Origin of the sequence: Streptomyces sp. NPDC088252 (genome assembly GCF_044740965.1) — a bacterium.
Taxonomy (GTDB): Bacteria; Actinomycetota; Actinomycetes; order Streptomycetales; family Streptomycetaceae; genus Streptomyces.
On the sequence record NZ_JBIURS010000028.1, the window covers coordinates 1 to 21,329 of the forward strand.

20 protein-coding genes and 1 pseudogene are annotated in these 21,329 nt (G+C 70.0%); 12 read left to right on the forward strand and 9 right to left on the reverse strand.

All coding sequences use genetic code 11. The annotated features are described in order from the left end of the window. A pseudogene (locus tag ACIOHC_RS36930) lies at window positions 1–435 on the forward strand (hypothetical protein); the annotation flags it as partial. Then, window positions 432–2,099, forward strand: a complete 1,668-nt coding sequence (locus ACIOHC_RS36935) for an AMP-binding protein (RefSeq protein WP_365691074.1) — start codon at window positions 432–434, stop codon at window positions 2,097–2,099. The pseudogene ACIOHC_RS36930 and the gene ACIOHC_RS36935, both read left to right, overlap by 4 nt. 51 nt (window positions 2,100–2,150) lie before the next feature. On the opposite strand, the gene ACIOHC_RS36940 is transcribed toward ACIOHC_RS36935, so the two are convergent. The 3 genes from ACIOHC_RS36940 to ACIOHC_RS36950 form a co-directional block, all read right to left on the reverse strand. Beyond that, window positions 2,151–2,372, reverse strand: coding sequence for a hypothetical protein (locus ACIOHC_RS36940; protein ID WP_376216526.1), 222 nt, complete (start codon window positions 2,370–2,372; stop codon window positions 2,151–2,153). A 75-nt stretch (window positions 2,373–2,447) separates the two neighbouring features. Further along, entirely contained in the window at window positions 2,448–3,002 is a 555-nt protein-coding gene (locus ACIOHC_RS36945; RefSeq protein WP_351073650.1) for a GNAT family N-acetyltransferase, read from the reverse strand. A 76-nt stretch (window positions 3,003–3,078) separates the two neighbouring features. Further along, entirely contained in the window at window positions 3,079–3,804 is a 726-nt protein-coding gene (locus tag ACIOHC_RS36950) for a hypothetical protein (protein ID WP_351073888.1), read from the reverse strand. A 334-nt stretch (window positions 3,805–4,138) separates the two neighbouring features. Here ACIOHC_RS36950 and gcl point away from each other — a divergent pair, with 334 nt between their 5' ends. Beyond that, window positions 4,139–5,914, forward strand: coding sequence for a glyoxylate carboligase (gene gcl, locus ACIOHC_RS36955; RefSeq protein WP_365691070.1), 1,776 nt, complete (start codon window positions 4,139–4,141; stop codon window positions 5,912–5,914). Between the two features lie 480 nt (window positions 5,915–6,394). Here the strand turns inward: gcl and ACIOHC_RS36960 are convergent, their stop codons facing one another. The 3 genes from ACIOHC_RS36960 to ACIOHC_RS36970 all read right to left on the reverse strand — a co-directional run bounded on the left by ACIOHC_RS36960 (window position 6,395) and on the right by ACIOHC_RS36970 (window position 9,852). Continuing rightward, window positions 6,395–7,852, reverse strand: a complete 1,458-nt coding sequence (locus ACIOHC_RS36960) for a catalase (protein ID WP_351073646.1) — start codon at window positions 7,850–7,852, stop codon at window positions 6,395–6,397. Between the two features lie 213 nt (window positions 7,853–8,065). Beyond that, a complete protein-coding gene (locus tag ACIOHC_RS36965; RefSeq protein ID WP_351073644.1) occupies window positions 8,066–8,965 on the reverse strand; it encodes a 2-hydroxy-3-oxopropionate reductase in 900 nt (299 codons plus the stop codon). Between the two features lie 47 nt (window positions 8,966–9,012). Continuing rightward, the gene (locus ACIOHC_RS36970) at window positions 9,013–9,852 is read right to left on the reverse strand and encodes a TIM barrel protein (protein WP_351073642.1); all 840 of its coding nucleotides are present in this window, start codon (window positions 9,850–9,852) and stop codon (window positions 9,013–9,015) included. A 228-nt stretch (window positions 9,853–10,080) separates the two neighbouring features. Between ACIOHC_RS36970 and ACIOHC_RS36975 the strand changes: the two genes are divergently transcribed. From ACIOHC_RS36975 to ACIOHC_RS37015, 9 genes are all read left to right on the forward strand, one after another. Beyond that, entirely contained in the window at window positions 10,081–11,295 is a 1,215-nt protein-coding gene (locus tag ACIOHC_RS36975; RefSeq protein ID WP_401845963.1) for a lactonase family protein, read from the forward strand. A gap of 269 nt (window positions 11,296–11,564) precedes the next feature. Beyond that, entirely contained in the window at window positions 11,565–11,804 is a 240-nt protein-coding gene (locus ACIOHC_RS36980; RefSeq protein WP_351073887.1) for a hypothetical protein, read from the forward strand. Continuing rightward, the gene (locus ACIOHC_RS36985; RefSeq protein WP_351073638.1) at window positions 11,801–12,178 is read left to right on the forward strand and encodes a helix-turn-helix domain-containing protein; all 378 of its coding nucleotides are present in this window, start codon (window positions 11,801–11,803) and stop codon (window positions 12,176–12,178) included. The genes ACIOHC_RS36980 and ACIOHC_RS36985 overlap by 4 nt, the downstream gene beginning before the upstream one ends. A gap of 189 nt (window positions 12,179–12,367) precedes the next feature. After that, window positions 12,368–12,880, forward strand: a complete 513-nt coding sequence (gene uraD, locus ACIOHC_RS36990; RefSeq protein ID WP_351073636.1) for a 2-oxo-4-hydroxy-4-carboxy-5-ureidoimidazoline decarboxylase — start codon at window positions 12,368–12,370, stop codon at window positions 12,878–12,880. Continuing rightward, window positions 12,880–13,269 (forward strand): hydroxyisourate hydrolase, encoded by a 390-nt coding sequence (uraH, locus tag ACIOHC_RS36995; protein WP_351073634.1) that lies wholly within the window; start codon window positions 12,880–12,882, stop codon window positions 13,267–13,269. Before uraD ends, uraH begins: the two co-directional genes overlap by 1 nt. A gap of 5 nt (window positions 13,270–13,274) precedes the next feature. Continuing rightward, the gene (gene pucL / locus ACIOHC_RS37000) at window positions 13,275–14,222 is read left to right on the forward strand and encodes a factor-independent urate hydroxylase (RefSeq protein ID WP_365691067.1); all 948 of its coding nucleotides are present in this window, start codon (window positions 13,275–13,277) and stop codon (window positions 14,220–14,222) included. Between the two features lie 68 nt (window positions 14,223–14,290). Then, window positions 14,291–15,688, forward strand: coding sequence for a nucleobase:cation symporter-2 family protein (locus tag ACIOHC_RS37005; protein WP_389636388.1), 1,398 nt, complete (start codon window positions 14,291–14,293; stop codon window positions 15,686–15,688). Window positions 15,689–15,731: 43 nt separating this feature from the next. Beyond that, on the forward strand, window positions 15,732–17,129 hold the full coding sequence (locus ACIOHC_RS37010; RefSeq protein WP_401845966.1) for an 8-oxoguanine deaminase: 1,398 nt from the start codon (window positions 15,732–15,734) through the stop codon (window positions 17,127–17,129). 246 nt (window positions 17,130–17,375) lie between these two features. Continuing rightward, the gene (locus tag ACIOHC_RS37015) at window positions 17,376–18,815 is read left to right on the forward strand and encodes a nucleobase:cation symporter-2 family protein (protein WP_365691062.1); all 1,440 of its coding nucleotides are present in this window, start codon (window positions 17,376–17,378) and stop codon (window positions 18,813–18,815) included. Window positions 18,816–18,905: 90 nt separating this feature from the next. On the opposite strand, the gene ACIOHC_RS37020 is transcribed toward ACIOHC_RS37015, so the two are convergent. The 3 genes from ACIOHC_RS37020 to ACIOHC_RS37030 form a co-directional block, all read right to left on the reverse strand. Continuing rightward, a complete protein-coding gene (locus ACIOHC_RS37020) occupies window positions 18,906–19,781 on the reverse strand; it encodes a chitosanase (RefSeq protein WP_351073627.1) in 876 nt (291 codons plus the stop codon). Between the two features lie 171 nt (window positions 19,782–19,952). Beyond that, window positions 19,953–20,261, reverse strand: coding sequence for an SH3 domain-containing protein (locus ACIOHC_RS37025; RefSeq protein ID WP_351073625.1), 309 nt, complete (start codon window positions 20,259–20,261; stop codon window positions 19,953–19,955). A 189-nt stretch (window positions 20,262–20,450) separates the two neighbouring features. Then, window positions 20,451–21,290 carry a chitosanase gene (locus ACIOHC_RS37030; protein ID WP_401845970.1) on the reverse strand — a complete coding sequence of 280 codons (840 nt, stop codon included), beginning with the start codon at window positions 21,288–21,290 and terminating at the stop codon, window positions 20,451–20,453. Window positions 21,291–21,329: the final 39 nt, after the last annotated feature.

The following is a 21,329-nucleotide window of genomic DNA, read 5'->3' on the forward strand; positions in this document are numbered from 1 at the left end:
TCCGGCATCGTCCTGCCGCCGCTGAAGATCGAGGGCCGCATCGACCCCCGGCTCTTCATTGGCGACGATGTGTCACCTGAGGGAGAGGGTCCGTTCAAGGCGTCGGACTACAAGATCTCGCCGTTCGAGCTGGAGAGCGCCCTGCTGGAGCACGAGGCGGTGGCCGAGGCCGCGGTGGTCCCGGCCCCCGATCCGGTACGGCTCGCGGTACCGAAGGCGTACGTCGTGCTCGCGGAGGGCTGGGAGCCCGGACCCGACACGGCGAAGGTGCTGTTCGAGCACTCCCGCGCGGTTCTCGCCCCGTACAAGCGGATCCGGCGGCTGGAGTTCGCCGAGCTGCCCAAGACCGTCTCCGGCAAGATCCGCCGCATCGAGCTGCGCGAGCGCACGGCCCGCGGCACCGGCACCGAGTACGACGAGGGGGATCTGCGATGAGCGAGCTGTCCTACGCGCACGGCACCGGGACCACGGAGCTGCTCGACGACACCATCGGACGCAATCTCGACCGCGCCGTCGAGGCGTTCGGCGAGCGTGAGGCGCTCGTCGACGTCGTGTCCGGACGGCGTTGGACGTACTCGGAATTCGGCGCGGCCGTCGGCGAGCTGGCCCGTGCGTTGATGGCGTCGGGGGTGGCCAAGGGGGACCGGGTCGGCATATGGGCGATCAACTGCCCCGAGTGGGTGCTGATGCAGTACGCCACCGCCCGCGTCGGAGCCGTCATGGTCAACGTCAACCCGGCCTACCGGGCGCACGAGCTGGAGTACGTCCTGAAGCAGGCCGGGATCTCGATCCTGGTCGCCTCGCTCTCGCACCGCAGCAGTGACTACCGCGCGCTGGTCGGGCAGGTCCGTGCCAACTGCCCCGCCCTGCGCGCCGTGCACTACATCGGCGACCCGAGCTGGGACGAGCTGCTGGCCACGGCGGGATCGGTCACGGTCGAACAACTCGCCGCCAGGGAAGCAGAGCTGTCCTGCGACGACCCGATCAACATCCAGTACACCTCCGGTACCACCGGCTTCCCGAAGGGTGCCACCCTCTCCCACCACAACATCCTCAACAACGGCTACTTCGTGGGGGAGCTGGTCGCCTACACCGAACAGGACCGGGTCTGTCTGCCCGTCCCCTTCTACCACTGCTTCGGCATGGTCATGGGCAACCTCGGCATCACCTCGCACGGTGCCTGCATCGTGATCCCGGCCCCGGCCTTCGAGGCAGCCGCCGTGCTCGCAGCCGTTCAGCAGGAGCGCTGCACCTCGCTGTACGGCGTCCCCACCATGTTCATCGCGGAGCTGAACCTCCCCGACTTCGCCTCCTACGACCTCTCCTCGCTGCGCACCGGCATCATGGCCGGGTCGCCGTGCCCGGTCGAGGTGATGAAGCGGGTCGTCGCCGAGATGCACATGGACGAGGTGTCCATCTGTTACGGCATGACGGAGACCTCGCCGGTCTCCACCCAGACCCGTCGCGACGACGACCTGGAGCGCCGCACCGGCACCGTCGGCCGGGTCATGCCGCACCTGGAGGTCAAGGTCGTCGACCCGGTGACCGGCGTGACCCTGGAGCGTGGTTCGGCGGGCGAACTCTGCACCCGCGGCTACAGCGTGATGCTCGGTTACTGGGAGGAGCCCGAGCGCACGGCGGAGGCGATCGACGCGGGCCGCTGGATGCACACCGGGGATCTCGCGGTGATGCGGGAGGACGGCTATGTGCAGATCGTCGGCCGGATCAAGGACATGATCATCCGCGGGGGCGAGAACGTGTACCCGAGGGAGGTCGAGGAGTTCCTCCACCGGCACCCGAAGGTCGCGGACGTGCAGGTGGTGGGTGTACCGGACGACACGTACGGCGAGGAGGTCCTGGCCTGCGTCATCCCGAGGGACCCGGCGAACCCGCCGACCCTGGAGGAGGTGAGGGACCACTGCCACGGACAGTTGGCGCACTACAAGATCCCGCGCCGCCTGCGGATCCTGGAGAGCTTCCCGATGACGGTCAGCGGGAAGGTCCGGAAGATCGAACTGCGGGAGGTCTACGGCCGCCAGGCCCCACCGCCCGGATCAGGGCAAATCAACGAGGGGCACGAGAGCCCGGCCCGACCCTGACGGCGGGCCCCGGGACTGGGCCATGCGCGCGGAGATCCCCCCGCCGCATCGTCAGGCGGCCTCGATGATGTCGCCGGCGACGCCCCGGGTCGCCGCCGCCCATTCGATCAGCAGTACCTCGTAGGCGGCGGACTCCACGGAGGACCAGTCCTGGCCGGCTCGCGCGTCGACCAACGCCCGTATCGCCTCGTTCGCCTGGGCGGCGGACGGGGACACAGGTCGGGTGGTGTGCAACGGGTCGGTGGGTGGCATATGCCGTGGAGTTAAAGCCATGCCCCTACCTTAAGGCCCGCCACCGACAACCGACCGAACATTTGTGGCCCCCGGCCCGAACGTGACCGATCGCACTCACTGTTGCCGGTCGGTTCCGCTGGGGAGCGGTCCGTGCGCGGCGTGCGGGATCTCGCGCCGCATGCAGACCCTGGGCCAGCGGTCCAGGCCGTGTTCGGCCTCCTCCGCCCTGATCTTCCGCAGGCCGTCGGTGAGTTCGGCGTCCATGAGCACGCGGAAGCCGAGCCGGGTGTAGTACGGGGCGTTCCACGGGACGTGGGAGAAGGTCGTCAGTGTGAGCGCGTCCAGTTGCCGGGCGGCGGCCCACCCGGCGAGGTGGTCGATGAGTGTGCTGCCCAGACCGCGTCGTGCGGCGGAGGGATGGACGGACACCTGCTCGATGTGGGCCGCGCCCTCGACCGGGTCGGCGATCAGATAGCCGACCGGGCGGTCGCCGGCGTCGACGGCCACCCAGGCGCGACCGGCCCGGCGGTAGTCGTCCAGCAGGTCGAGCGCCGGCGGGTCGTCGTCCGCGATGGCGGACATGCCGAGCGCGCGGAACGGTTCACCGGCGGCGCGCTCGATGTCCTGCAGCAGTGGAAGATCGGAGCGGCGGGCGGTACGGATACGCATGCGGCCAGTATGGCGCTCCGGAGAGGGCGCGGACCCACCGGCGCATGGGGGGTGGTGCGCCCGGTGCCGATGGGTCTCAGGCGCCGGTGCTGATCAGCTCGTCCGCGGGGCTGTTGACCGGCCGCGGCGTTCCCGCGGGGTCCAGCGCGAAGAGCGGCATGCCGAGGCCGTCCGCGCGTGCCCGGGCGTCCTGTGCGTAGCCGGCGAGTGAGAAGAACACGCTGGTGACGGACGCGGTGAGTGCGTTCAGCCAGAGGCACTCGACATCGCGCAGAGCGGTCGGGAGGGGGGCGGTGTCGACCTGGACGATCAGCCCGGTGGCCCGCAGGTCTATCCGGTCCGGGGAGCGGTCCGCGGGCCGCAGGACATCGTGGTAGCCCAGCCACTTCAGGTACCGGGCGGCGCTCGCGACCGCCTCGTGCGCCGTACGGATGGGCAGGGGCCGGAACGCCGGCCGGGGCGGCGGCGCCGTACGCGGCAGCGGAATGTGTGCGGGACGGCAGGGCCGGGACCGGTCGTCGGGGGCGGGGCCGTCGCCCTCGGCCGCCGGACGCACCGGTATCCGCAGCACGGCCCCGCACGGGCAGCACAGCTCCGGCTGCGGCCACTGGTCGTGGCGCCCGCAGGTACGACAGCGCACCGTCACCCAGTCGTCGATCCACGTGCGGTGCGTGATCGGTACGACCGGGGCGCCGTGCAGCACGGGCGGTGAGGTCGGCGCACCGCACGGGCAGGGGTAGGCCGGCGGGCCGTACGTGTGGTCGCGGCGGCAGGCCGGGCAGCGTACCGGCACCGACTCCACCATGTCTCCCTCCGGCCCGCGCGCCCCTGCGACCGGGCACCTCGGCACACCGGAACGCGCCGACGGCGACCGATACGGGCCGGCTCCGCTCCGTCCCCCCATGGTCCACCAGGAGCGAGGTCCCGGGGAGCGACTTGGGCGACTTCGCTGCTCTGCGCGCGCACGGGTCCCGCCGTCCGGACTCCCTTGACGGTCGCCCGACCGCGCTTTAGATTTACTTCCGTATAACAGAATCAAATTTCCGCAATGCGGAATTCACGCGGAATTGGTGCTCTCAGGTGGCGCGACAGAGCCCGAATCCACCAGGTCCGAGCAGGAGCACTCAATGCCTCGAATGACCGCTGCCCGAGCGGCAGTTGAGATCCTCAAGCGCGAAGGCGTCAGCAACGCCTTCGGTGTGCCGGGTGCGGCGATCAACCCCTTCTACGCGGCCCTCAAGGCCTCCGGCGGGGTTCATCACACGCTCGCCCGCCACGTCGAGGGCGCCTCCCACATGGCGGAGGGCTACACCCGCGCGCGGCCGGGCAACATCGGCGTCTGCATCGGCACGTCGGGACCGGCCGGCACCGACATGATCACCGGCCTCTACTCCGCCATCGCCGACTCCGTCCCGATCCTCTGCATCACCGGCCAGGCCCCGACCGCCGTCCTTCACAAGGAGGACTTCCAGGCGGTCGACATCGCCTCGATCGCGGCGCCCGTGACCAAGGCCGCGACGACCGTCCTCGAAGCCGCCCAGGTCCCGGGCGTCTTCCAGCGGGCCTTCCATCTGATGCGCTCCGGCCGTCCCGGCCCGGTCCTCATCGACCTGCCCATCGATGTCCAGCTCACCGAGATCGAGTTCGATCCCGATCTGTACGAGCCGCTGCCGGTGCACAAGCCCGCCGCTACCCGCAAGCAGATCGAGCGCGCGGTGGAGATGCTGAACGCGTCCGAGCGTCCGCTGCTCGTCGCGGGCGGCGGCGTCATCAACGCCGACGCGTCCGAACTCCTCGTGGAATTCGCCGAATTGACCGGAGTGCCGGTCGTCCCGACCCTGATGGGCTGGGGCATCGTCGCCGACGACCACGAGCTGAACGCGGGCATGGTCGGCCTGCAGACCTCGCACCGCTACGGCAACGCGAACTTCCTGGAGTCCGACTTCGTCCTCGGCATCGGCAACCGCTGGGCCAACCGCCACACCGGCAAGCTCGACGTCTACACCCGGGGCCGCACCTTCGTCCACGTGGACATCGAGCCGACCCAGCTCGGCAAGATCTTCGCGCCCGATCTCGGCATCGCCTCCGACGCCAAGGCCGCGCTGGAGCTGTTCGTCGAGGTGGCGCGCGAGCTGAAGGCGGCCGGACGGCTCAAGGACCGCTCGGAGTGGGCCGCTTCCACCCAGGAACGCCGGGCCACGCTGCAGCGCCGCACGCACTTCGACGACGTGCCGCTGAAGCCGCAGCGGGTGTACGAGGAGATGAACCGGGCCTTCGGCCCCGAGACCCGGTACGTCACCACGATCGGCCTCTCCCAGATCGCCGGTGCGCAGATGCTGCACGTCTACCGGCCGCGTCACTGGATCAACTGCGGCCAGGCGGGCCCGCTCGGATGGACCATCCCGGCCGCGCTCGGCGTCGCCACCGCGGATCCGGACGGGTCCGTCGTCGCACTCTCCGGCGACTACGACTTCCAGTTCATGCTGGAGGAACTGGCGGTCGGCGCGCAGCACCGGATCCCGTACGTCCATGTCCTGGTGAACAACTCCTACCTGGGGCTGATCCGCCAGGCACAGCGCAACTTCGACATCGACTTCCAGGTCAACCTGGAGTTCGAGAACCTCAACTCGCCGGAGCTCGGTGTCTACGGCGTCGACCACGTCAAGGTCGTCGAGGGCCTGGGATGCAAGGCCATCCGCGTCACCGAGCCGGACCAGCTGCTCCCGGCCTTCGAGGAGGCGAAGAAGCTGGCCGCGGAGTTCCGGGTGCCGGTGGTGGTCGAGGCGATCCTGGAGCGCGTGACGAACATCGCGATGAGCGGTACGGACATCGCGTCCGTCAACGAGTTCGAGGACATCGCGACGGAGCCGTCCCACGCCCCGACCGCGATCCGCCCGCTCGCGGCCTCCTGACCGCACGCCGGTCCGTCTGTGGCCCCCGCCCCCGGGACTCGGGGACGGGGGCCACAGGCATGAGACCCGGCTCGTCGGCCGGCGCGCGGGAACGGAACCCGCCGCGGGCGGGGGCCGGCGGGCCGGGGGACCGGGAAGTGAACGGGCGTGCGGGGTACGGGACCGGGGCGTGGCCGAGTCCGAGTCCGAGTCCGGGGCCGGCACGTGGAGAAGGGCGCGTGGCCGGCGGATCGGAACACGAGGAAGGGCGCGGAGTACGGGACCGTATCCGTACTCCGCGCCCTGGCACGGGTGGAGCGAAACAGGGGTCGCGGCGGCGGCGATCGGGCCGGAGGGCCTCGTCTCCTTCAGGTCAGGAGGCGGGACACCCCTGCCCTCACCACCGCACTGGCATCGCACGGCCGCCGCGACCTCGTCCTGCCCGCACCGTACGAGACCCCTCATCCAGGTACGCGGCGCGAGCAGGGCTCAGTGGGAGGCTCAGTCCTCGCGCAGGGCGCGGACGGCCTCCTCCACGCGCTTGCCGTAGTCGGCGTCGGCGGCGTGGAAGTGGGCGAGGTTCTTCTCGATCACGTCGTCGCGGGTCACCTGGGACAGTCCCCCGGCGATGTTGGCGACCAGTCGGCCCTTCTCGTCCTCGGACATCAGCCGGTACAGCTCACCGGCCTGGAAGAAGTCGTCGTCCTTGGTGTGGGCGGGTGCCGCGTGGGTGCCGGTCCAGCCGTGGATCGCGAGCGGGGCGGAGAGCGCCGCGTCGGTCTGGGCGGGGCCCGCGTACGAGTTGGGCTCGTAGTTCTTGTCGTGGCGCCGCCCGTTGCGCGTGGCGTGCAGCCCGTCCCGGCCGTAGTTGTCGACGACCGCGGTGCGCGGCGCGTTCACCGGGAGCTGGGTGTGGTTGACGCCCAGCCGGTAGCGGTGCGCGTCCGCGTAGGCGAACAGCCGGCCCTGGAGCATCTTGTCCGGGGACGGGCCGATGCCGGGCACGAAGTTGTTCGGGGAGAACGCGGCCTGCTCGACCTCGGCGAAGACGTTGTCCGGGTTGCGGTCGAGAACCAGTCGGCCCACCCGCCGCAGCGGGTAGTCCGCGTGCGGCCACACCTTGGTCAGGTCGAACGGGTTGAAGCGGTAGTCGGCGGCCTCGGCGGCCGGCATGACCTGCACGTACAGGGTCCAGGACGGGTTCACCCCGCGCTCGATGGCCTGCAGCAGGTCCGTCTGGTGCGAATTGCCGTCCTTGCCCGCGAGTTCGGCGGCCTGCTCGCTGGAGAGGGAGCGCACCCCCTGGTTCGTCTTGAAGTGGTACTTGACGAAGAAGGCCTCGCCCTCGGCGTTCGTCCACTGGTAGGTGTGCGAGCCGTAGCCGTTCATGTGGCGGTACGAGGCGGGGATGCCCCGGTCACCCATCAGCCAGGTGACCTGGTGCGTGGCCTCGGGGGCGTGGGCCCAGAAGTCCCAGACGTTGTCCGGCTCCTGACGGCCCGTGAACGGGTCGCGTTTCTGCGAGTGGATGAAGTCGGGGAACTTGATCGGGTCCTTGATGAAGAACACCGGGGTGTTGTTGCCGACCAGGTCGTAATTGCCCTCGTCCGTGTAGAACTTGAGGGCGAAGCCGCGCGGGTCGCGCACCGCGTCCGCGCCGCCCAGCGAGTCGGCGACGGTCGAGAAGCGGATGAACGTCTCGGTGCGCCTGCCCACCGCGGAGAGGAAGTCGGCGCGGGTGAAGGCCGTGATGTCGTCGGTCACTTCGAAGTAGCCGTACGCGCCGGAACCGCGGGCGTGGACCACGCGCTCCGGAATGCGCTCCCGGTTGAAGCGCGCCAGCTTCTCCAGGAGGTGCTGGTCCTGGAGGAGGATCGGGCCACCGACGCCGGCGGTGGCGGAGTTCTGATTGTCGGCGACCGGGGCGCCTGACTCGGTCGTAAGCACACGCTGCGTCATGGTGTCGGGGCGACCTTCCGTACGGGAGCTGCTGAACTGCGACGGTTCAGGGCTCCAGGAGCGTAGGTACGCCCCGAACCCGACGTCAACAGTTTGTTGAAAATAGGGGTCTGGTGTTCCGGATGGCGTCGACGCCTGGGCGCGACAGGACAGGTGTCAGCGCCGACGCCATCCGGAAGTCTCTGGTTGCCGGGCCCGGCGGGGCCCGGCCGGTCAGGCCTGGACCGGCCGACCCGACAGGCGCTCGACCGAGCGCAGCAGTGCCGAGTGGTCCAGGCCGCCGTCGCCCTGGGCGCGCAGCGAGGCGACCAGTTGGGCGACCACGGCGCCGACGGGCAGCGCGGCGCCGACGTTGCGAGCGGCGTCCGTGACGATGCCCATGTCCTTGTGGTGCAGGTCGATCCGGAAGCCCGGCGCGAAGTCCCGCTTCAGGAAGTTGTCCTTCTTACGGGTCAGGACCGTCGAACCGGCCAGTCCGCCGTTGAGTACATCCAGTGCGGCGCCGAGGTCCACGCCGGACTTCTGAAGGAAGACGACCGCCTCGGCGCACGCCTGGATGTTGACCGCGACGATCAGCTGGTTGGCGGCCTTCACCGTCTGGCCCGAGCCGTGCGGACCGCACAGCACGATGGTCTTGCCGAGTGCCTGGAGGATCGGCTGCGCGGCGTCGAAGTCGGCCTGCTCGCCGCCGACCATGATCGACAGCACGGCCTCGATCGCGCCGGCCTCACCACCGGAGACCGGGGCGTCCAGCACCCGGATGCCCTTGTCCTTCGCGTTCTTCGCCAGATCCACGGAGGTCTGCGGCGTGATCGACGACATGTCGACCAGCAGCGCCCCGCGCTTCGCGTTCTCCAGGATGCCGCCGGGGCCGTACGCGATGGCCTCGACCTGAGGGGAGGCGGGCACCATCGTGATGACGACATCGGCGTCCCGGACCGCCTCGGCGATCGAGCCCGCGCCCGTGCCGCCGGCCGCGACCAGCCGGTCGATCTTGTCCTGCTCCAGGGTGTGACCGGTGACGTCGTACCCGGCCTTGATCAGGTTCTCGGACATGGGGGAGCCCATGATGCCGAGTCCGATCCACGCAACCTTGGGGAGGTTGTTGCTCATGAGGGTGCCTTCCGATAAGCGTGTGTACGAGGGAGAGTTCGCCGCCCTCAGCGGGCGGCCCGCGCGGTGACCGGCAGCCACTCGAAGGCCTCGGCGCTCGGCCGGTCGCCCGGCTTGTACTCCAGGCCGATCCAGCCGTCGTAACCGGCCTTCGTCAGCTCGTCGAGGAGCTGCTCCAGCGGGAGCGAGCCGGTGCCTGGCGCGCCGCGCCCCGGGTTGTCGGCGATCTGGACGTGGCCGGTCCGGTCGGCGTATTCCGTGATGACCCGGCCGAGGTCCTCGCCGTTCATCGACAGGTGGTACAGGTCGAGCAGGAACTTCGCGTTCCCGAGCCCTGTCGCCGCGTTGACCTTGTCGACGACCTCGATGCCGGCGGGCGCGCTGACCAGGGGGTAGCGCGGCGATTCCGGCTTGTTGAGGGTCTCGATCAGCAGGATCGCCCCGATCCGGTCGGCCGCGCGGGCGGCGACGACCAGGTTCTCCAGGGCGAGTTCGTCCTGCGTGGCCGGGTCCACGCCGTCGACGCGGTTGCCGTAGAGCGCGTTGAGCGCCTTGCAGCCGACCGAGGCGGCGAAGTCGGCCGCCACCTCGATGTTGGCGCGGAAGCGGTCCGACTCCGTGCCGGGCACGGAGAGCGCGCCGCGGTCGGGGCCGGGCAGCTGCCCGGCGTAGAAGTTCAGTCCCACCAACTGCGTGCCCGCGTCGTCGAGCGCCTTCTTGAGGGCGTCGAGCTCGGCCTGCGGCGGAGTGGGGGTCTCGATCCAGGGCCACCACAGCTCGACCGCCGTGAAGCCCGCCGCGGCGGCGGCCGCGGGACGCTCCAGGAGCGGGAGTTCCGTGAAGAGGATCGAAAGGTTCACATCGAAGCGCTGGTCCGGGTAGCCCATGAGGGTTTCGGCGCTCCTTCCGTATTGCGGAAGTTAGTTTCTACGTAACGGAAGATTGCCTGGCGTTGAGAGGCCTGTCAAGGGGGTGCCCGGAATTCGGGCCGGGTGACTTCGTGCGGGTTCTGCGAGGTGGGGCCGGAATTGCGCCGGTTGCCGACGGGGCCCGGGGCGGGCCAGGGTGGCAGGTGCGTCCGATGCAGCCGACCCCCCCCACACGAGGTGCCTCGCATGAACCACGCCACCAGCCGGCGCACCGTCCTCGGAGCCCTGATCGCCGGTGCCGCGCTGTCCGTGGCCCCCGCCCCACCCGCCCCGCCCGGCTCCTCCAGGCCTCCGGGGGCCGCGCCGGATCCCGCGCCCGCGGTCGGTTCGCGCCCGGGCGCCGTCCGGCGGCTGCTGCTCGGCACGTACACCTCGGCCGAGGGCGGGGGCAGGGGAATCGGCACGGCCTCGTACGACGCCACCACCGGAGCGATTTCTGCCGGCCCCGTCATCACCGGCGTCGACAACCCCTCCTACCTGGCGATGCATCCCTCGGGAGCCACCGTCTACGCGGTCGACGAGCAGGACCGGGGCGGGGTGACGGCCGTCGCCCTGTCGGCGGATGGCACCCATCGGGTGCTCGGAACCCACGGCACGGGCGGGGCGGGCCCCACCCACCTCTCCGTACACCCCACGGGAAGGTGGCTGCTCACCGCGAACTACACCTCCGGCAGTGTCGCGGTGCACCCCATCGGGGACGACGGCTCACTGGGGGAGCGCACGGACCTGATCGCCCACACGGCGCCACAGCCGGGCCCCGGCCAGGACGGGCCGCACGCCCATCAGATCGTCACCACCCCCGACGGCGGCCACGTCCTCGCCGTGGACCTCGGCAACGACGCCGTGTACACGTACCGGCTGGACGAGGAACGCGGCACGCTCGCCCAGGTCTCGTACGCGGCCCTGCGCCCCGGAGCCGGGCCGCGGCACCTCACGTTCCACCCGGGTGGCCGCCATGCCTACCTGGCCTGCGAGGTCGACAACACCGCCGTCGTCTGCGGGTACGACCCGGCCACCGGCACCCTGTCCCCGGGTGCCCCGCAGTCCACCGGGACCGGTGACGGGAGCAGCTATCCGGCGCAGTTCCTGGTCACCGGCGACGGCCGGTTCGCCTACCTGGCCAATCGGGGGCACAACAGTCTGACGCGCTACGCCGTCGAGGACGACGGGGCCGCGCTGAGGCTGCTCGGCACCGTGCCGGTGGGCGGCGACTTCCCTCGGCAGATCGCCTTCTCGCCGGACGGAGGGCTGCTCTTCGCGGCCAACCAGAAGTCGAGCACGGTGACGGTCTTCCGGGTCGGCGGGAAGGACGGGAAGCTGACCCGCACCGGTGGCGCCTTCCCCGCGCCGGTGGCCGTCTGTGTGCTGCCGTACCCGGGGCCGGGCCCGTCCCGCGGCTGAGAGCCTGTCGGGTGACCTCCGACCGGGCGGCCACGCCCCGGTGCGCACGTTTCCCGCGTTGTCGTCGGTCGCCGACGCTCCGCGTCGACTCCCTCCTCCGCCTGGGAATCGCACGCACCGGACCGCGCCCGCCATCCGATCCGAGGTCACCCAGGCTCTGAGGCGCATCGTCACCGGACGCCCCCCGCCCCTGTCCGTTAAGGTCGGCCCCGAGTCGTGGCCTCACCCGGGCGCGGCGAGAACATGAGGGAGGCACAGTGCGCTTGAGAGTGGAGTTCACCACCGAGCCCTTCGATCTCGACGAGGCGCCCGCCCACGCGGTCGTGGCCCGCGAGGTCATCCAGTCGGCCGACCTGGACGCCGTGGACGTCGGTCCCTTCGGCAACACGGCGGAGGGCGGCGCGGACCAGGTGCTCACCGCGGTGGACTCCCTGCTGCGCAGCGCGCTGGCATCGGGTGCCACCCGGGTGTCGCTCCAGGTCAACGTCATTGGGGAGGAGTCGAAGTGACCGAACCGGCGGACCACCCCCTCGTCACCGCGGTCAAGCCGCTCGTCGACGCCATGGGCGCCGAGCTGCTCGGGCCCGATCAGGCGCAGGCCGACGACATCGTGCTGGCCTGGGAGGGTGAGGACGTCATAGCCGTCCGGCTGCCCCAGCTCTCGGAGTCGCTCGACCACATCCTGGCCGCCATGGAACGCCGCCTCGGCATGCCGCTCGCCGAGCTCGACCGCAAGACCAAACAGTCGGTGGTGCGGACCCTGGAGGCACGCGGTGCCTTTTCCGTACGGCACGGTGTGGAGACCGTGGCGGGTGCGCTGGGGGTCAGCCGCTTCACCGTCTACAACTACCTCAACAGGGAAAATGCCGCCAAGGGCGAGTAGTTGAGGCCGTAGGCGAGCGAAGGCCGTGGAAGCTCGCCGGGGCCGTCGCCCGGATCACCGGGTGGCGGCTCTTTGTATTCGCGTAATTTCAACAAAGTGTTGACGTGGTGTTGCGGAGGGCGTTAGCTATCCGCAGCCCGACCGACGCGACGCGAAGCACGCACAGCGAAATCAGCCACGGAGGTTCCCGTGACTTCGAGTTCCACACCGGGCCTCGCCCGGTTCAACACCCTGGCGGACGACGAGGCCACCACCGCGTTGCACGAGGTGTGTGCCAGTGCGGCGTGGGGGAGAGCGATCCTCTCCCGGCGCCCGTACGCCACCGCGGAAGCCCTTCTCTCGGCCAGTGACGCCGCCACGGCCGCACTGACCCCGGAGGATCTGGCCGACGCGATGGCCGGCCACCCGCCGATCGGCCGCCCGAAGCCCGGAGACCCGACCTCCTCCCGTGAACAGCGGGGGATGGCCGGTGCCACCGAGGAACTCAAGGCCGAGATGCTCGAACTGAACCTGGCCTACCAGGAACGGTTCGGACACGTCTTCCTGATCTGTGCCACCGGAGCCACCGGTGAGCAGATGCGCGACGCGGTGAGGTCCCGGATCGGGAACTCGCCCGAGCAGGAGCGCGGACACGTGCGCACCGAACTCGGGAAGATCAACCGAATCCGGCTGACCCGTCTCGTGGAAGAGGACAAGGACTGATGAGTACCGAAACCACCGCATCGGTGTCCACGCACATCCTGGACACCAGCGTCGGACGCCCCGCCGAGGGCGTTGCCATCACGCTCGCGGCCCGCTCGGGCCGCGAAGCCGAGTGGGTGACGCTCGGTGGCTCCGCGACCGACGCGGACGGGCGTTGCAAGGACCTGCCGGCCCTGCCGGAAGGCACCACCCACGTACGGCTCGACTTCGAGGTCGAGACGTACTTCTCCAAGAGGCAAGCCGAGGCGCAGCAGGACGCCCCCCGCGTAAGGGACAGCGGTGCGTTCTTCCCGGAGGTGGCGATCACTTTCGCCGTCGAGCCGGGCGAGCACTATCACGTACCGCTGCTGCTCAACCCGTTCGGCTACTCCGTTTACCGAGGGAGCTAGCAGACATGACAGTCCATTCCCACCAGCCCCGCCCGGTGATCCTCGGCCAGAACCAGTACGGCAAAGCAGAGAACCGCGTCGTCAGGATCACGCGGGACGGCGACACCCACCACATCAAGGACCTGAACGTCTCGGTCGCCCTCTCCGGCGACATGGAAGACGTGCACTACTCCGGCTCCAACGCCAACGTCCTGCCGACGGACACCACCAAGAACACGGTGTTCGCGTTCGCCAAGGAGTACGGCATCGAGTCCGCCGAGCAGTTCGGCATCCACCTCGCCCGTCACTTCGTGACGTCGCAGGAGCCGATCAAGGTCGCGCGCGTCCGGATCCAGGAGTACTCCTGGGAGCGCATCGCGACCTCGGACAACAACTCCAGGTTCATCGGCTCGGACGAGGTCAACCACTCCTTCGTCCGCAAGGGACAGGAACTGCGCACCACGCAGATCACCTTCGACGGCGAGAAGTGGCAGGTCGTCTCCGGCCTCAAGGACCTCACGGTCATGAACTCCACCAACTCGGAGTTCTGGGGCTACGTCAAGGACAAGTACACGACGCTGAAGGAGGCGTACGACCGCATCCTGTGCACCGACGTCTCCACCGTCTGGCGCTACAACTGGACCAGCGACGCCGACCGGATGCCCAACTGGGAGAAGTCGTACGAGCAGGCCAAGAAGCACATCCTGCAGGCCTTCGCCGAGACGTACTCCCTCTCGCTGCAGCAGACCCTCTACCAGATGGGTTCGCGCGTCATCAACAGCCGCAGCGAGATCGACGAGATCCGCTTCTCACTGCCGAACAACCACCACTTCCTCGTGGATCTGGAGCCGTTCGGGCTCAAGAACGACAACGAGGTCTACTTCGCGGCGGACCGCCCGTACGGCCTGATCGAGGCCACTGTCCTCCGGGACGGCGTCGAGCCGCAGATCCCGGTCGACATGACCAACCTCTGACGCGGCGCTGAGCCGGTCCCCGCCCGCACACAGCCGGGCGGGGACCGGCCGGACCGGAGGGAACTCCCATGGCACAGCCTGCACTCGGGCCGGCAGAAGCAGAAGGCCCGTGTCCCACCCCACCGGGGACCTCGGTCCATCCGGTGGACGAAAAGCTCCGCCCCTCGCGGCTGGTCCCCGCCGCGCTCCAGCACATTGCCGCCATGTACGCGGGCGTCGTCACCCCTCCGCTCATCATCGGCCAGGCCGTCGGCCTCGGTACGGCGGGCATGACCCGCTTGATCGCGGCGAGCCTCCTGATCGCCGGATGCGCCACCATCCTGCAGACCCTCGGCATCGGCGGCTTCGCGGGGAACCGGCTGCCGTTCGTCAACGCGGCGTCCTCCGCCGGAATCGCCCCGATGCTCGCCATCGCCGAGACCAGCGCGCCGGGCCACCAACTCCCCGCGATCCACGGGGCGGTGCTCGTCGCCGGAGGCTTCTGCCTGGCCGTCGGACCGTTCTTCGGCCGCCTGCTGCGCTTCTTCCCGCCGTTGGTCACCGGCGTCGTCATCACCCTCATCGGTGTCACCCTGATGCCCGTCCCGGTCTCCTGGGCCCAGGGGGGCGACAGGAACGCCACCGACTTCGGCGCGATGAAGTACCTCGCGCTGGCCGCCTTCACTCTCGTCGTCATTCTGCTGATCCAGCGCTTCGGACGCGGCTTCCTCAAGCAGGTAGCCCTGCTGGTGGGTCTGTCGATCGGCACTCTGGCCGCGATCCCGTTCGGGCTGGCCGACTTCTCCGCGCTGAAGTCCGCACCGGTCGCCGCGCTTCCCACGCCCTTCGCGTTCGGTGCCCCGGAGTTCCGGCCCGCCGCGATCCTCTCGCTCTGCATCGTCATGCTCGTCCTGATGACCGAGTCGTCCGCCGGGATGCTGGCGCTCGGCGAGATCTGCGACCGGCGCACCGACGGCCGGACCATCACCCGAGGACTGCGCACCGACGGCATCGCCACCCTGCTCGGCCCGGTCTTCGGCGGCTTCCCGACGAGCGCCTTCGCGCAGAACGTCGGCGTGGTGTCCCTGACGAAGGTGCGCAGCCGCTACGTCGTCGCGGCGGCGGGCGGAGCGCTGCTGGTCCTGGGCGCCTTCCCGGTGCTCGGCGCGGTCGTCTCGCTCGTGCCGATGCCCGTGCTCGGCGGCGCCGGGATCGTTCTGTTCGGCTCGATCGCGGTGAGCGGCATCCGTACGCTCTCCGAGGCCGGCCTCGACGACAGCTCCAACATCATCCTGGTCGCCGTGGCGCTCGGCGCGGGCATCATCCCGCTCGCCGCGCCCGGCTTCTACGCGGGATTCCCGTCCTGGGCGCAGACCGTGCTGGGCTCCGGAATCAGTGCCGGCGCGCTCGTCGCGGTCCTGCTCAACCTGTTCTTCCACCATCTCGGCACCCACGGCCGCCAGGCCGTGGCACTCAAATCCTCCTAGGGTCCTGCCGTGCCCGCATCGCCGGAAAAGAGAAGGAAGCACCATGGCAGCATCGGCAGCTCATGAGTACGCGGAACGCATCGTCATCGAGAACTGTTCGATCGCGACCGTCGACGCCGACGACACCGAGTACGCCTCGGGCCATGTCGTCGTCGCGGGCAACCGCATCGAGTCCATCGGTGCGGGCCGGGCACCCGAGGGCCTGGAGAACGTCGTACGCCGCATCGACGGCACCGGACATCTGGTCACGCCGGGCCTGATCAACACCCATCACCACTTCTACCAGTGGATCACCCGCGGTCTGGCCACCGACCACAATCTGTTCGACTGGCTGGTCGCGCTGTACCCGACGTGGGCGCGCATCGACGAGCCGATGGTCCGCGCCGCCGCGCAGGGCTCTCTCGCCATGATGGCCCGCGGCGGTGTCACCACCGCCATGGACCACCACTACGTCTACCCGCAGGGCTGCGGCGATCTGTCCGGTGCCGTCATCGGGGCCGCCCGCGACATGGGGGTACGGTTCACCCTCGCCCGGGGCTCCATGGACCGCAGCGTGAAGGACGGCGGGCTGCCGCCGGACTTCGCCGTCGAGACGCTCGACGGTGCGCTCGCCGGCACCGAGGCGACCATCGACGCACACCACGACGCCTCCTTCGACTCGATGACCCAGGTCGCCGCCGCGCCCTGCTCGCCGTTCTCCATTTCCACCGAACTCCTGCGTCAGGGCGCCGAGTTGGCGCGCCGCAAGGGAGTGCGCATGCACACCCACGGTTCGGAGACCGTGGAGGAGGAGAAGTTCTGCCACGAGCTGTTCGGGATGGGCCCGACCGACTACTTCGAGTCGACCGGCTGGCTCGGCGAGGACGTGTGGATGGCGCATTGCGTCCATATGAACGACTCCGACATCGCCGCCTTCGCCCGCACCGGAACCGGCGTCGCGCACTGCCCCTCGTCCAACGCCCGGCTCGCCGCGGGCATCGCCCGGGTGCCCGACATGCTCGCCGCGGGGGTCCCGGTCGGCCTGGGCGTCGACGGCACCGCCTCCAACGAGTCCGGCGAACTCCACACCGAACTGCGCAACGCCCTCCTCATCAACCGCCTCGGCGCCCACCGCGAGAAGGCGCTGAACGCCCGCCAGGCCCTGCGCCTGGGAACGTACGGCGGCGCCCAGGTACTGGGCCGCGCCGACCAGATCGGCTCCCTGGAGCCCGGCAAGCTCGCCGACCTGGTGCTCTGGAGGCTCGACACCCTCGCCCACGCCTCCATCGCCGACCCGGTGACCGCACTCGTCTTCGGCGCCGCGGCCCCCGTCACCCTCTCGCTCGTCGACGGCAAGCCGGTCGTCGAGGACAACCACCTCATCACCGCGGACGAGGACGCCATCGCCCGCGCCACCCGCGACGAGGCCCGCCGCCTCGCGCAGATCGCCGCCGGAGCCTGACCCTCCGGAGCACCCCCGATACCGGTCGGCCGAGGGGGACGGCCCTCGGCCGGCCGCCGTGGACCCGAGCGGGGTCCGCGGCAGCCGGTGCAGGGGGCGCGTGCTCGCACGCACGCGTCCCCCGTGCCGGTGAATAAAGCTGCCGCACCAGCTGCACGACCTGCCCCTCCTGCACCAACGCACCACTTGCACCACCTCCCTGACACCCACGTCACCGCAGACGTGTACCCGACCGGAGGAACCGCCGTGGCAGCTACGCCCAGGTTTCGCAACGACGCAGTCGCAGCACCCGCCGACCCCCTCACCGAACCGGCCTCGGCCGACCGGAAACACCCGGTCGACGAAACGCTCCCCCCACTGAAGATGTTCACCAGCGGCCTCCAGCACGTGGCTGCGATGTACGCGGGTGTGGTGGCCCCGCCGATGATCGTGGGCCCCGCCGTGGGACTCGGCGCCGAGGAGACCGCCTTCCTGATGGGGGCGAGCCTGTTCACCGCAGGTCTGGCCACCCTGCTCCAGACGCTCGGCATCTGGCGCATCGGCGCCCGGCTGCCGTTCGTCAACGGGGTCTCCTTCGCCGGTGTCACCCCGATGGTGGCGATCGGAAAGGACCGCGGGCACGACGGCATCGCCGTCATCTTCGGTGCGATCATCGTCGCCGGGCTGCTCGGCTTCCTGCTCGCCCCGTACTTCTGCAAGCTGGTCCGCTTCTTCCCGCCCGTCGTCACCGGCACCGTGATCACCCTGATCGGCGTCTCGCTGCTGCCGGTCGCCTTCAACTGGTCGCAGGGCGGCAACGCCAGGGCCGACGACTACGGTTCGACGACCAACATCACCATGGCGGCGGTCACACTGGTGATCGTGCTCGCCCTGCGCAAACTGCTGCGCGGCTTCCTCCAGCAGATCGCCATCCTGCTCGGGCTGGTCGCCGGTACGCTGATCGCGATACCGGTCGGCATCACCGACTTCGGCGCCATCAAGAACGCCGACCTGGTCGGCTTCCCGACGCCGTTCCACTTCGGGGCGCCGCAGTTCGAGGCCGCCGCGATCGTCTCCATGTGCATCGTGATGCTGGTCTGCATGACCGAGTCCACCGCGGACATGCTGGCCCTTGGCCGGATCGTGGGCCGTCCGGCGGACGAGCGGACCATCGAGGGCGGCCTGCGCGCCGACACCCTGGGCAGTGCCGTCAGCCCGCTCTTCAACGGCTTCATGTGCAGCGCGTTCGCCCAGAACATCGGGCTGGTCGCGATGACCAAGGTCCGCAGCCGCTTCGTGGTGGCAGTGGGCGGCGGCATCCTGATCGTGCTCGGGCTGGTCCCCGTCGCCGCGTCCGTCATCGCGCTCGTCCCGCTGCCGGTCCTCGGTGGCGCGGGCATCGTGCTCTTCGGCTCGGTCGCCGCGAGCGGCATCCAGACGCTGGCGACCGCCGCGCTGGAGAAGGGCGAGAACGCGCTGATCGTGGCGGCGGCCGTGGGCGTCGGGCTGATCCCGATCGCCGCGCCGGACTTCTACCATGCGTTCCCGAAGGATCTGCTCGTCGTGCTGGACTCCGGGATATCCACCGGTTGCGTCGTGGCGATCCTGCTCAACCTGGCCTTCAACCACCTCGGCAGGAAGCCTGATCGGGAACCGTCGGAGCCGCAGACGAGCCCGGCGGCCCCGGCCCCGGTGGCCGCACACTGACGAGAAGAGCACCGTCCGGCACGGCACCGTGGCGCGTACGGCGACCCTCGCGGGTGCTGCCGTACGCGCCACGGCCGTGACCGGGGCGGGTCAGCCGATGTGGAAGCTGTCGCCGTACACCTTCCAGTCGAGCGGCGGGTTCAGGCCGAGGTTGCCCTTCTTCAGGAAGACCCGCTGGGCGGTGTCCACCCGGCTGGTGTCCGAGTGGGCCTCCTCCTGCTGCATCGCCCAGACCCTGGCGTCCAGGAAGGCGTTGAGGTACGTCACCTCGTTGCCGCCCTGGGCCGGCGGCTTCGCCTTGGCGAGGGCCCGCTTGCGGATGGAGCCGAAGCCGGTGCTGTCGCCGCCGTCACCGTGCATGACGATGGCGTCGTAGTACGCGAACTGGCCCAGCGTGCCGATGCCGTCCGCCTTGCCCTGCTTGACGGCGGGGTTGAAGTACACCCGGTCCCGCTCGTCGTTCTGGGCCTGCTTGAACGCCGAGTCGGACGCCGCGGTCGCCCAGTCCTTCTTGAAGTTCGGGTCGAGACCGCTGTGCGAGTCGGTGCCGTTGACCTTCCGCAGCGCGGGGAGGTACTTCGCGAGGACGTTGCCCGGCTTGCGCTGGGTGTACAGCTCGACGAGGTCGAGCATGTCGCCGGTGCCGGAGCAGAAGCCGATGATGCCCGCGGTGTAGCCGCGGCCGTCGTCGATGTCCTCGATGTACTTGTACTGCGCCTTCCAGTCGAGCGAGGAGTTCTCGGCGCTGGAGACCAACCGCATGGCGATCTCCTTCTTCGCCGGGTCGTCGAGCCCGGTCGCGGCGGCCTGCCGGGCGACCGCCGTCCGCTGGGGCACCGCATGGTGCGAGGGGCCACCGGCGTGGGCGCTGACGGGTATCGCCGTGAGGGCCAGTCCGACCGTGATGACAGCGATGCGTACGGAGCGGGTGTTGCGACGTGCGGTGCGCTCATGTGGGGTGTGCACCAGTCCTCCAAAGGGAGTTCGTCGTTCCATCACCTGTTAGGAAGCTTTCCTATCAGGGTGGAAGGGCGTCGTACACCCATACGACACAGGGGAGTTGAGAACATTCCGCCGGAACGCGGGAAGGCCCCGCACCGCGCGGCAGGAGCGGTGCGGGGCCGAGACGTGCGGGCCTCAGCAGTTCAGGTACGCCACGTGGATCCAGACGCCCGTGGGGCCGCCCCACAGGTCACCCATGACCCAGTTGCCCTGCTTGCCGCGGTAGTTGAGGTTCTGGCCCCGGTTCACCTGGCCGAGGACCGGGTAGTCGTTGCCCGGCCCGCCGCGGAAGTTCACCCCGTTGTCGTTGACGGTGCAGACCGCGGCCGGTGCCTTCGCGGCCGGTGCGGCCGCGGGGCTCTGCACGGCCTGGGCGGTGGGGCTCACGGCCAGCCCGATACCGGCAATCAGCACCAACGCGGCCGGCATCATCTTCTTCATCATGCGGTTCTCTCCTCCGTTTTCCGGCCCACATCCGCGTGTGCCGTTCGTCGGCCTCAACGGCGCTGCCGACCACCGGGTCACGGGTCCGGATCACCCTCTGCGCAGGAGTGAAAGCGCAGGTCGTGCCATGTGCGCACCGGCGTGCGCAGTCAACGCTCCGGATGCTTCCCGTGCCCGTCGATCGCAGGTTTAGCGGGCGTCGATCCGGTAGCTGTCGCCGTACACCCGCCATCGCAGCGGCGTCTCCAGCCCGAGCCTGCCCTCCTTCACGAACACCCGCTGGGCCGTCTCGACCCGGCTGGTGTCGGAGTGCGCGGCCTCCTTCCGCATCGTCGTGACACGGGCGTCGAGAAAGGCGTTCAGACAGGCCGTCTCGTCCCCGCCGCGCGCCGGGGGAGCAGCCGCGGAGAGCGCCTCGCGCCGGATCGTGCGGAAGCCGGCCGCGCCGTCCGAGTCGCCGTACCCGTGCATCACATACGTGTCGTAGTAGACGAACTGCCCCAGGGCGCCGAGTCCATCCGCCTCGGCGCGGGCGACCGCGGGGTCGAAGTAGGACCGGTCGCGCTCGGCGTCCTGTGCCGACCGGAAGGCGGGGTCGGCGGCGGCCTCGGCCCAGGCCTCGGTGAACGGGCGGCCGAGACCGTCGTGCGCGTCACTGCCCCGCACGGCCCGCAGGGCGGGCACGAACCGTGCCAGCGGACTGCCCGGACGCGCCTTCGCGTACCGTTCGACGACCCTCAGCATGTCGCCGGTGCCGGAGCAGAAGCCGATGATGCCCGCGGTGTAGCCGCGGCCGTCGTCGATGTCCTCGATGTACTTGTACTGGGCCTTCCAGTCGAGCGAGGAGTTCTCGGCGCTGGAGACCAACCGCATGGCGATCTCCTTCTTCGCCGGATCGTCGAGCCCGTCGTCCGATCCCCCGTCGGCGGACCCGCCCGTCGAGCATCCGGAGAGCACGGAGACGGCCAGCACGGCGGCGGCGACCGCGGCGGTGGAGGCGACGGGCAGCGGGCGCGGAACGATCTTCATGCCCCAACCCTGCCAGGCCGCGCGTCATGGTCCTCACCG

Coding starts and splice junctions, on each gene's coding strand:
- ACIOHC_RS36935 (WP_365691074.1), top strand. CDS start 432: ATGAGCGAGCTGTCCTACGCGCACGGCACCGGGACCACGGAGCTGCTC.
- ACIOHC_RS36970 (WP_351073642.1), bottom strand. CDS start 9,852: ATGGGCTACCCGGACCAGCGCTTCGATGTGAACCTTTCGATCCTCTTC.
- ACIOHC_RS36945 (WP_351073650.1), bottom strand. CDS start 3,002: ATGCGTATCCGTACCGCCCGCCGCTCCGATCTTCCACTGCTGCAGGAC.
- uraH (WP_351073634.1), top strand. CDS start 12,880: ATGAGTACCGAAACCACCGCATCGGTGTCCACGCACATCCTGGACACC.
- ACIOHC_RS36975 (WP_401845963.1), top strand. CDS start 10,081: ATGAACCACGCCACCAGCCGGCGCACCGTCCTCGGAGCCCTGATCGCC.
- ACIOHC_RS36940 (WP_376216526.1), bottom strand. CDS start 2,372: ATGGCTTTAACTCCACGGCATATGCCACCCACCGACCCGTTGCACACC.
- ACIOHC_RS36960 (WP_351073646.1), bottom strand. CDS start 7,852: ATGACGCAGCGTGTGCTTACGACCGAGTCAGGCGCCCCGGTCGCCGAC.
- ACIOHC_RS36965 (WP_351073644.1), bottom strand. CDS start 8,965: ATGAGCAACAACCTCCCCAAGGTTGCGTGGATCGGACTCGGCATCATG.
- ACIOHC_RS37010 (WP_401845966.1), top strand. CDS start 15,732: ATGGCAGCATCGGCAGCTCATGAGTACGCGGAACGCATCGTCATCGAG.
- pucL (WP_365691067.1), top strand. CDS start 13,275: ATGACAGTCCATTCCCACCAGCCCCGCCCGGTGATCCTCGGCCAGAAC.
- gcl (WP_365691070.1), top strand. CDS start 4,139: ATGACCGCTGCCCGAGCGGCAGTTGAGATCCTCAAGCGCGAAGGCGTC.
- ACIOHC_RS37025 (WP_351073625.1), bottom strand. CDS start 20,261: ATGATGAAGAAGATGATGCCGGCCGCGTTGGTGCTGATTGCCGGTATC.
- ACIOHC_RS37005 (WP_389636388.1), top strand. CDS start 14,291: ATGGCACAGCCTGCACTCGGGCCGGCAGAAGCAGAAGGCCCGTGTCCC.
- ACIOHC_RS37030 (WP_401845970.1), bottom strand. CDS start 21,290: ATGAAGATCGTTCCGCGCCCGCTGCCCGTCGCCTCCACCGCCGCGGTC.